A 9,214-nucleotide genomic window follows, 5' to 3' on the forward strand; every position below is an offset into this window, starting at 1 on the left:
GGCGCTGCTGCTGCCTGCGTGCGCGTGCGGGATGCTAAGCACCGCCGTGCTAAATTTAAATAATATGCGCGACGTACAAAACGATGCGCTCAAAGGCAAGCGCACGATCCCCGTGCGTATCGGACTGCGCGCGGCCAAGTGCTACCACTATGCGCTGATCGCGGGCGGGGCGAGCCTGATGCTTTGCTACTCGCTTTTGCGCGGAGATTCAGGCGTAAAACTACTCTACATAGCTAGCTTTGCGCCGCTTGTGTGGCACCTCTTTTTCGTCTTAAAAGTGCGGGAGTGCCGCGACTTCGACGGGCAGTTAAAGGCAGTAGCACTCTGCACGTTTGCGATGTCGGCGCTGTTTTTCATCGGGGAAATTTTAGGCTAAATTTAAATGCCGCGCGGGTAAAAATTTACGAAATGCGATGCAGGGGCAAAACCATGTCTTTCTGCACATAGCTCCTTAAAATTCGAAGCAATTTTGCACGTTGTTTAAAACTTCGCGGTCGCAATATCCGCCGTTTTGCTCGCAAAAGTCCAAAACCGCCGCCTCATTCGGCACGCGGCGAGCTCGCAAAATCCAGTATGAGCCTATGCGTGCCGTCGCAGTCGCGATGCGCCAAGCTCTAGCCCAAGAACTCAAATAGCCCCTCAAACTCCGCCCTATTCATAGACAGGCTCTTTTCAAATGCATCTCGCTGCCGCTACGCCGCGAGCTTTTTGAGTTCCTTTTTTCTAGATTTTTCCACTCTTTCTCCTTTGCTGCGCCGCCTTGCCGCACGGATATCCTTTGGGCGCATTAACCTCATACCCGTCGTCCCCTGCCCCAAGCGGGATGCAAATTTCATCCAAACCGTGCGCTACCTCGTCTATACCAAAATAACGCTTATTAATTTTAGCAGAGCGAAATTATAGCAAAAGCAGAGTGCGAAATCGCAAATCCGATGATTAAATTTTATCTAGAATAAAGAGCTATGTTTTCGGCTAAATTTTGCCGTACCGAGGGATAAAATTTAGCAAATTCGGATGAAATTCTATCGAGTAGATGTGTAGAATTTGACCATAAACTAAAACAAAAGCGACCCCAAAGCGCGTCGCCCGGGGCCGCTAAATTTTAAAATTTTATTTTTCAAACGCCTTTTCTAGGCTAAACGGAAACGCCTGATAGCCCATCGCGTTGGTCATTTTTATTTCGATTGACGGCTCTTTTGCGCCCCATTCAAACTCGTTGATGTGAGGGCTAGGCACGCCGACCGGGCGGCCTTTGGCGATGTCAAACTGCATGCCGGCAACTGCAGAGTAAACCATCACGCTATCTAGGTCGTCTTGATATTGCGCTAGCGAAGTAACAGAGCTGTACCACTCGCTGCCGCGCTGTTTGCCGTACTCCCAGACTTGCTCGACGGTTTTAGCTTTTTCGTCGATTTTATAAACGACCGCGCGGGAGTATTTCATACCCGCCATCGCAGGCTGCTCCATACCGCGGGTGTCGCCGTTGTCAAAGACGGTTAGATAGACGAGCCCTTTTTTAGACTTGCTATCGATTCGGAAAGCCGTATGCTGCGTCCACTGCCAGTCAAATCCGCCCGTTTCGCTCTCGTAGCCCGGGCATTTTGAGTATTCGTCCTCGCAGACGATCTTTTTGCCGTCTTTATCTACAGGCTGGAGCAGGAAGCCCTTAAACTGATCCTTCCAGCCTTTGTGCGCGCCCATTATCCATTTGACTTTTTTGTCGCGGCCGATCTTGATGACGGCGTCTTGGTGGCGGCTGGAGATGATGATGCTATCGTCGCTTGGATCATAATCCACGCTATTTACGTGCGCCCAGTTGCGTCCGGGGCCCGAGCCCACGATGTCGCCCCATTTTTCGTTCGTATCCATCGCGGCTAGCTCGTCCGAACTCGCGGTGTGGCCCGCCTTGCTAGCGTCGATATTTAGGCATACCGCGCCCTGATCGAGAGTTTTTAGCACGATGTCGCGATACGGATCTAAGATTTCATACAGCCTAAAATCATCCACGACGTTGCCGTCGCGATCAACCTCGACGATGACGTCGCGCACGGTGCGGACGTTTTTACCGTCGGCGCGTTTATAGTTGGCGTTTGCCGCGCGGAGGAAGTAGTGTCCGTTTTGCGCTACGTCCATGGAGTGCGAGAAGTCGTTGTAGCCAGCAGGCAGCTCGCGGTTAAAAATTTCGCGCCCCATTATGTCGTATTTGGCATATCGCTGGCCATATCCCCACGTCATCGCGCCGTCGTCGTTTTGCTTAAAGCCCATCATGACGCCCGCGCTAAAGGGCTGCTTGAGGTCGTAAATTTTACTCGGCTCCAGATACCAGCGTACTTCGCCTTTGGTGTCTAGGATGAAGTTGTTCGGGCTGTAGTTCCACTCGATCGCGCCGCCTGCGGGGTTGTTCCACACGACCTTGGTGCCTTTGCCCGTTTTATTTACGAAGTTATTTACATAGTAGAGGCGGTTAGCAAATTTAGCGCTCGGAGCCTTTACGACCTCGATTTTATCAAACAGCGCGCCCTTTTGAGACGGCATGCCCGAGCTCTCTAGATAAATAGCAGGCGCGTAAATTTTATAGGTTTCTTTTACGTGCTCGGTTCCACCTTTATAAATTTTATCATACTCGACCTCGACGGTGTTTTGATAGTCCGGATATAGCCCGAAAACAGGGATTCCGCCGTGCGTGCGCAGATGCTTGTCGGCGACTTTGTAGCTGATAACCTGACCGTCCGGCTTCGGCACGATAGTGACTTTCGCGTTTGATAGCGTGTATCCGCCGTTTTTGATGACCGCCGTTAGAGGCGCGATGTCGTATGGGTTTACGACCACCTCGCCGATCTTGCCCGGGACGGCGTAGTCGATGTGCGCGCCGCTAGGTCCGCCGATAGCGAGCGCAGCCGTACTTAGACCGCCGAGTAACGCCGCAGCTAGCGCAAATGAAGAAAGAGTTCGTTTCATAGGGTTCTCCTTGATAATAAATTTTGTAAATTTTAATTTTAGCGAGTAAAATTTATCAAATTTATCGTTTCGCCGTTTAAGAACGGAGCGAGCAAGCCCGCTCCGAGTCAAATTTATTTAAACGATTTTTGGATATCCAGCGGCAGCGCGCGATAGCCGATCGTGTTGCTATCTATGAATTTCATCTCAAATTCCACATCCTGCGTGCCGTATTTGATCTCGTCCAAAAACGGCGTCAACTTAGCCTTGCCCTCGTCAAACGCTACTACGTCGCCAAGTCCAGCCGTAGCCGAGTAGATAAACATCGTATCGCGGCTAGGCTGATACTCCACGACCGACGTTATCGGGCTATACCACTCAAAGCCGCGTTGTTTGCCATACTCCCAAACCTGCTTTACGGTCATATTTTTTTCGTCTATCTCGTATTCGACCGCGCGCGAGTATTTCATATTCACGAGTGCGGGCTGCTCCATACCGCGGCTATCGCCGTTGTCAAATACGCTGACGTGAATTTTGCCGTTTTTGCTCTTTTCGGCTACCTTAAATGCCGTATGTTGCGTCCAAGTGTAGTCAAATCCGCCTTTATCGCTAAGATATCCAGGGCATTTCGAGCCGCTTTCGCCGCAGTCGATAGCCTTGCCGTTTGCATCGATCGGCTTTAGCACCTTTTTAGCCAGTTCGCCGTTCCAGCCCTCGGGAGAAGCAAGTATCCATTTGACCTTTTTATCGCGCCCGATCTTTACGACCGCACTTTGGTGGCGAACGGAGATGATGATGCTATCATCGGACGGATCGTAATTAGCCGAGTTTATATGCGCCCAGTTACGCCCCGCTCCCACGCCCATAACGTCGCCAAAAGGCGCGTTTGCGTCTTCAAGCGATTCTTTATCTGCGGTATGGCCCGCTTTTTTAGCATCTACATTTAAACAAACGGCGCCTTGATCAAGAGCGAGTAAATTTACGTCCCTATAGGGATCTAGTATATCCATTATCTTCCACTCGTCTACGACGTTGCCGTTAGGATCGAGCTCGATGATAACGTCGCGGACGGTACGGACGTTTTTGCCGTCTTTTCTTTTATAGTCGCTTGAGGCTACGCGCAAGATATAGTTGCCTTTTGCTGTCTCTTCCATATGATGAGAAAAGTCCTCATAACTAGCTGGCAAATCACGCTGGAAAATTTTACGCCCCATCAGATCATATCGGTTCATCACTTGGCTCTGACCCCAGATGAGATCGCCGTCTTTGGTCTGATCAAAACCCATCATATTGCCTTTTTTCTTAAGATGGTTGGGATCTCTGATCTCATCGGTCTTTAAGTACCATCTAATATCGCCTTTGCCGTCCACCGCCCAGACATAGCTCTCATAGTCCCACTCCAGCGCGCCGCCTACGGGACTATTCCAAACAGCCTGACCCGCGTTTGGCAACGTCGAGCTTAGATGGTTCATCAAGTAGATATTGTGATGATATTTTGGGTTATCTTTAGTAACGACCGCTTGTGGCAACGCTCTTATCTGTCTCGTTCCCGAACCGTAAACTACGACTGCGGGAGCGTAAATTTCATACGTTTCGTTCACTGCTTCGCCGTTTCTTTTGTAGCTGACTTCGACTTTATTTACGTAGTCTGGGTATAGTCCCCAAATAGGAATTCCGCCGTGCTGAAGAGCTTTAGAGTTCGAGACGTCGTAGCTTATATCTACGCCGCCTTTTTTGGCCTTTACGGTTACTTTTATATCCGTTAGTGTATAGCCAGCATTTCGTATAACCGCCGTTAGCGGAGCGGTTTTATAAGGGTTCATGACGACGGCGCCGATCTTACCTTCACCGCGGTAAGTATTTGGGCCGCTTGAACCGTCGGCAGCCAGAACTGCCGTGGAGCCTACGCACAAAGACAAGGCGGCCGCGACCGCAACTGAGAGAAATTTACTTTTCTTCATTGGATGCTCCTCGTAAGATTTAGTAGCGTAATTTTAATCAACCTCGCTAACGTAAAAATCACGCGTTTATTAAAACTAGCTTAATTATAAAAAATAATTTCAAATTTTAGCTTTTACGCCAAAATTTAGCCGAAATTCCATAAATTTAATCTAAAATTTATCTTAGCGTGAGTTTTGCGGCGGCGAGAGGATATAAAATTAAAGCAAACGAAATCATTTTAAGGAGTACTCCATGAATCTACTTTCTAAATTTAGCAAAGGCTTTCTAGCCGTTGCGATGTTTGGCGCCCTTAGCGCAGCCGCGTTTACCGAGGGCGAGGACTACGTAAAGCTCGAAAAACCGCTACCAGTCGAGCAAAACACGCTGGTTAAGGTCTTTAGCTACGCATGCCCGTTTTGCTACAAATACGACAAAACCGTAACGCCAAAGGTCGTAGAAAAGGTCGCGGGGCTAAAATACGTACCGTTTCATCTAAAAACCAAGGGCGAATACGGCGAGGCAGCGAGTAAAATTTTTGCCGTTTTGGTCGCGATGGACGAGGAGAAGGGCGTGAGCCTGCTAGATGAAAACTCGCTGTTTAAAAAGGCGAAATTTGCCTACTACAAGGCCTATCACGATCAAAAGCAGCGCTGGAGCGACGGCAAAGACGAGGCTGCGTTTTTAAAGACGGGGCTTGATGCGGCGGGCATCAGCGAGGCGGACTATCAAAAAAAGCTGGAGGACCCAAAAGTCGCCGAACTGCTTAAAAAATGGGACGAGAGCTACGACGTAGCCAAGATCCAAGGCGTGCCGGCGTTCGTCGTAAACGGCAAATACCTCATCATGACGAAGTCCATCAGCTCCATCGACGGCATGGCGCAGCTAATCGAAGAGCTGCTCAAAAAATAGGGCACGGGCATGAAATTTGCGGAAAAAATAGCGAAATTCGCAGATAGCCGTCTGCCGTGGGCGATCCTTGTAGCAGTGAGCGTCGGGCTTGTTATCCTCGCGCACTCGCTGTTTCAAAACTACGTCTATATGCCGCCTTGCGAGCAGTGCGTCTATATCCGCTTTGCCTTTTTATGCATGGCGCTAGGAGGCCTGGTCACGATCATAAATCCCAAAAATTTACTCCTCGCACTCGCAGGCTACCTGCTAGCCTTTTGGGGCGCGATCCAGGGCATAATGTATAGCGCCAAACTAATCAAAATCCACGACGCCGTGCACGGAGACGATCCGTTCGGCGTGCAGGGTTGCTCGACCGAGCCGCACTATCCGTTCGGCCTGCCGCTTGAAAAATGGGCGCCAGATTGGTTCTTGCCTACGGGCGATTGCGGCTACGACAGTCCGCTAGTGCCCGACGGCGTTACGCTAAGCGGCTTTCAGAAGTATCTCGTCGATCTTTACGAGGAGGGCTGGTACCTGATCCCATCAAGCAAATTTATGTCGATGGCCGACTGCACGCTGATCGGCTTTGGCGTCTGCTTCGTCGTGCTCGCCGCGATGTTCGTTTGCAAAATTTTAACTCTCAAAAAAGCTTAAATCGGTCTAAATTTAGACCGATTTTGCTATACTCGCCGCATGAGAGCCTTACGCGAACATAATTTTAAAATTTACTTCATCATCATTTTCGCGAGCCTTTTCGTGGTGCTTTTGGGCGTGAAAAACTACGAGGACGCCAAGGCGCAGATCATCGCTCTCGCGGATAAAAACAAGATCGCCGCGAGCGAAAATATGGTCGGGAATTTCTCGTTTTGGCTGGATGAGCGGCTGCACTCCCTGGTGCGCGCGGCTAAATTTATGCAAAACGCAGGCGCGATACGAGACGACGAAAAGCTCGGCGGCTTCATACGGCTTTTTAAAGAAAACTCCGCAGAATTCGACGCCTTGCAGTTTTTGCGCGAGGACGGAGAGATCTTCGTGGACGGCAAGGAGCTAGAGGGCGACGAGGCGATGCCAAAGAGCCTGCGCACGGGACTTGTGTGGTTTGAGGAGACCAAAAACACGCTAGCGCCCACGGTAAATTTTATGCAGCGCCATAAAACCTTAGGCGAGCCGACGCTAAATTTATGCGTGCCCGTCATGGATGGCGGCTCGTTTGCGGGGGTGTTTTGCGGCGTTGTGAAACTGCAAAACACACTAAAAAATATGGAAAAATTTAAGCTCGCGCCCGACTCCTACGCCTTTATCGTAACCCACGGCGGCGAAATTTTAACGCCGATGAAGGATGCGGCGCTAAAAAAGCAGATCGAGGATAAATTTAAAGAGCTTTTCCTGCGTGACGAAGATATCACGAGCCTAAATATCGGCTCAAATTTCATCTCCGTCGCCGAGATCCCCACGCTAAACTGGTTCATAGGAGCCGGCACCGATAACGAAAAGGAGCTTGCCGCGCTGCTTAACTCCGCGCTAAAAAATGCCCTCATCCTGCTTTTTGCGTTCGCAGCGCTGGCGCTGGTGGCGAATTTCCTCCATAACTTTATGTATTCAAAAATCAAAAACCTGCAAGACGACTACGAAGCCCTGCTCAAGCACAAAGCCCGTATGAGCGAGGCGGGCGAGCTAATCAGCGGCATAAATCATCAGTTTATCCAGCCGGTTAATTCGCTAAATTTGATGATCTCAAGCCTGCTCATGCTGCAAAAAGACGGCAAGCTAGACGCCGCGACGCTAGAGAGTATGTTGCAAAAAGGCCAGGCTGCGACCGTACTTTTGAGCGATACGATCGAAATTTTTAGAAATTTTTATAAAACGAGCGATAGCCCGCAAAAATTTAGCGTGCAGCGCTGCATCAAAGACCTACTAAAGCTCATGCACACTGAGCTTAGCAAAGCAAACATCACGGTAAGCCTGCGCGAGTTTAAAGATGAGCAGGTGACTCAGCGAATGGGCATCGTGCAGCAAATTTTACTCATCCTCATTCACAACGCCAAAGACGCGGTCGTGGAGCGATACAAAGACGAGATCGCCAAGCGGCAGGTTTTTTTGGACGTCAAATTTGAAAACGGCACGTGCAAAATATCCGTCACAGACTACGGCAGCGGCGTGAGCAAGGCGGCTCGAGATAAAATTTTAACCCAGCCAAAAACCACCAAAAAACAAGGAAGCGGCATCGGGCTGTATTTTGGCAAAAAGCTCGCAAACGAAAAGCTCGCAGGCGATATCAGGCTACTGAGTGCTGGCGATCCGACTACGTTTGAGCTCGGCTTTGAGATAAATTTAAAGGAATAAGATGCAAGAGCACTTAAAGCTGCTTAAAGACCTAACCGTCCTCATCGTCGAGGACGACGAGATCGCAAGGGAGCTGCTAATAAGCGGGCTAAAGCCCTACTGCCTAAGCGTCTGGGGCGCGGCAGACGGGCTAGAGGGGCTGGAGCGCTTTAAAAAGCTAGCCCCCGCCATCGTCATCACCGACATCCACATGCCCGCGATGAACGGCTTTGAGATGATGAAGGAGATGATACGCATCAAGCCCGTGCAAAAATTTATCGTCTTTACCTCCTACGACACCGACGACAATCTCATCAAAAGCATCGAGCACGGCGCGGCGTCTTTTCTAAAAAAGCCGGTCGATATCACGGCGCTGCACCGCCTACTAGTGGCTCTGACCTACGAAAAGGACGAAAAGCTCGTGCGCCTGGGCCCGCAAACGAGCATAAATCTCGCCAAAGAAAAGATCTACAAAAACGGCGAAGAAATTTATCTATCCTTTTTGCAAAACAAGCTCTTTTGGCTCTTTGCGTACAATCTAAACAAGCTCGTGAGCTACGAGATGATCGAGGAGTTCGTCTACGAGGGCGAGCAAACGAGCAAATGCGCGATACAAAACGTCGTGCTAAGGCTAAAGCGGGAGCTGGGGGTTAAATTTAAAAACATTAGCGAGAGTGGGTATATCCTGCTAAGCGGCGAGTAAATTTAACTTTGCGGCTTGGCTTTTTGCCCTATACTTCGTTGGATCTCGCTGCGGGCTGCAGTCGCGTATTATATTATACGCTCCTTTGCCCTTGCTCATCCGCCTCGTCTATGACAAAAATACTTCGCCTTGCTTTTTTTGCACTCAAATTTGCAAATTTCTGCTTCAAATTTTACCTACCTAGACCTGCATCTTGAAAATGTCAAATCGGTCACGGACGACCGAACCCGCTCCCTCGCCTCGTTCGCCGCTGCCTCGTCTGACGTAAAAATACTTCACCTTAATTTTTTATGTTCAAATTTAAAGTCAAATTTTTAAATTTTGGTTCAAATTTTACCCGCCGAAACCCGCTCCTTGAAAACATAAAATTTAGTCGCTATCGTGCCGCGCGGCTTAGCGATAAAATTTACTGGAAGCCCCGCG

At 49.6% G+C, this 9,214-nt stretch carries 8 protein-coding genes; 5 read left to right on the forward strand and 3 right to left on the reverse strand.

Annotated elements, in window-relative coordinates; genetic code table 11:
* Positions 1–376 (forward strand): UbiA family prenyltransferase (locus Q0236_RS05805; RefSeq protein ID WP_297915973.1); only part of this gene is annotated, 376 nt, incomplete at its 5' end.
* Between the two features lie 75 nt (positions 377–451).
* Here the strand turns inward: Q0236_RS05805 and Q0236_RS05810 are convergent.
* From Q0236_RS05810 to Q0236_RS05820, 3 genes are all read right to left on the reverse strand, one after another.
* The gene (locus Q0236_RS05810; RefSeq protein WP_297915975.1) at positions 452–643 is read right to left on the reverse strand and encodes a hypothetical protein; all 192 of its coding nucleotides are present in this window, start codon (positions 641–643) and stop codon (positions 452–454) included.
* Positions 644–1,110: 467 nt separating this feature from the next.
* Entirely contained in the window at positions 1,111–2,958 is a 1,848-nt protein-coding gene (locus Q0236_RS05815) for an aryl-sulfate sulfotransferase (protein WP_297915977.1), read from the reverse strand.
* 113 nt (positions 2,959–3,071) lie between these two features.
* Positions 3,072–4,898: an aryl-sulfate sulfotransferase gene (locus Q0236_RS05820; protein ID WP_297915980.1), complete on the reverse strand. Its 1,827-nt coding sequence runs from the start codon at positions 4,896–4,898 to the stop codon at positions 3,072–3,074.
* Between the two features lie 232 nt (positions 4,899–5,130).
* On the opposite strand from Q0236_RS05820, the gene Q0236_RS05825 reads away from it, so the two are divergent.
* Genes Q0236_RS05825 through Q0236_RS05840 form a run of 4 tightly spaced genes read left to right on the forward strand, consistent with a single transcriptional unit; the run spans position 5,131 to position 8,791 of the window.
* Positions 5,131–5,787 (forward strand): thiol:disulfide interchange protein DsbA/DsbL, encoded by a 657-nt coding sequence (locus Q0236_RS05825; RefSeq protein WP_297915981.1) that lies wholly within the window; start codon positions 5,131–5,133, stop codon positions 5,785–5,787.
* Between the two features lie 9 nt (positions 5,788–5,796).
* Positions 5,797–6,420: a protein-disulfide oxidoreductase DsbI gene (dsbI, locus tag Q0236_RS05830; protein WP_297915983.1), complete on the forward strand. Its 624-nt coding sequence runs from the start codon at positions 5,797–5,799 to the stop codon at positions 6,418–6,420.
* 39 nt (positions 6,421–6,459) lie between these two features.
* Positions 6,460–8,109 (forward strand): sensor histidine kinase, encoded by a 1,650-nt coding sequence (locus tag Q0236_RS05835; protein WP_297915985.1) that lies wholly within the window; start codon positions 6,460–6,462, stop codon positions 8,107–8,109.
* 1 nt (position 8,110) lies between these two features.
* Positions 8,111–8,791 carry a response regulator gene (locus Q0236_RS05840; RefSeq protein WP_297915987.1) on the forward strand — a complete coding sequence of 227 codons (681 nt, stop codon included), beginning with the start codon at positions 8,111–8,113 and terminating at the stop codon, positions 8,789–8,791.
* Positions 8,792–9,214 lie beyond the last annotated feature (423 nt).

Origin of the sequence: uncultured Campylobacter sp., assembly GCF_938031315.1 — a bacterium.
Taxonomy (GTDB): domain Bacteria; phylum Campylobacterota; class Campylobacteria; order Campylobacterales; family Campylobacteraceae; genus Campylobacter_B.

Coding starts and splice junctions, on each gene's coding strand:
- dsbI (WP_297915983.1), top strand. CDS start 5,797: ATGAAATTTGCGGAAAAAATAGCGAAATTCGCAGATAGCCGTCTGCCG.
- Q0236_RS05825 (WP_297915981.1), top strand. CDS start 5,131: ATGAATCTACTTTCTAAATTTAGCAAAGGCTTTCTAGCCGTTGCGATG.
- Q0236_RS05815 (WP_297915977.1), bottom strand. CDS start 2,958: ATGAAACGAACTCTTTCTTCATTTGCGCTAGCTGCGGCGTTACTCGGC.
- Q0236_RS05820 (WP_297915980.1), bottom strand. CDS start 4,898: ATGAAGAAAAGTAAATTTCTCTCAGTTGCGGTCGCGGCCGCCTTGTCT.
- Q0236_RS05835 (WP_297915985.1), top strand. CDS start 6,460: ATGAGAGCCTTACGCGAACATAATTTTAAAATTTACTTCATCATCATT.
- Q0236_RS05840 (WP_297915987.1), top strand. CDS start 8,111: ATGCAAGAGCACTTAAAGCTGCTTAAAGACCTAACCGTCCTCATCGTC.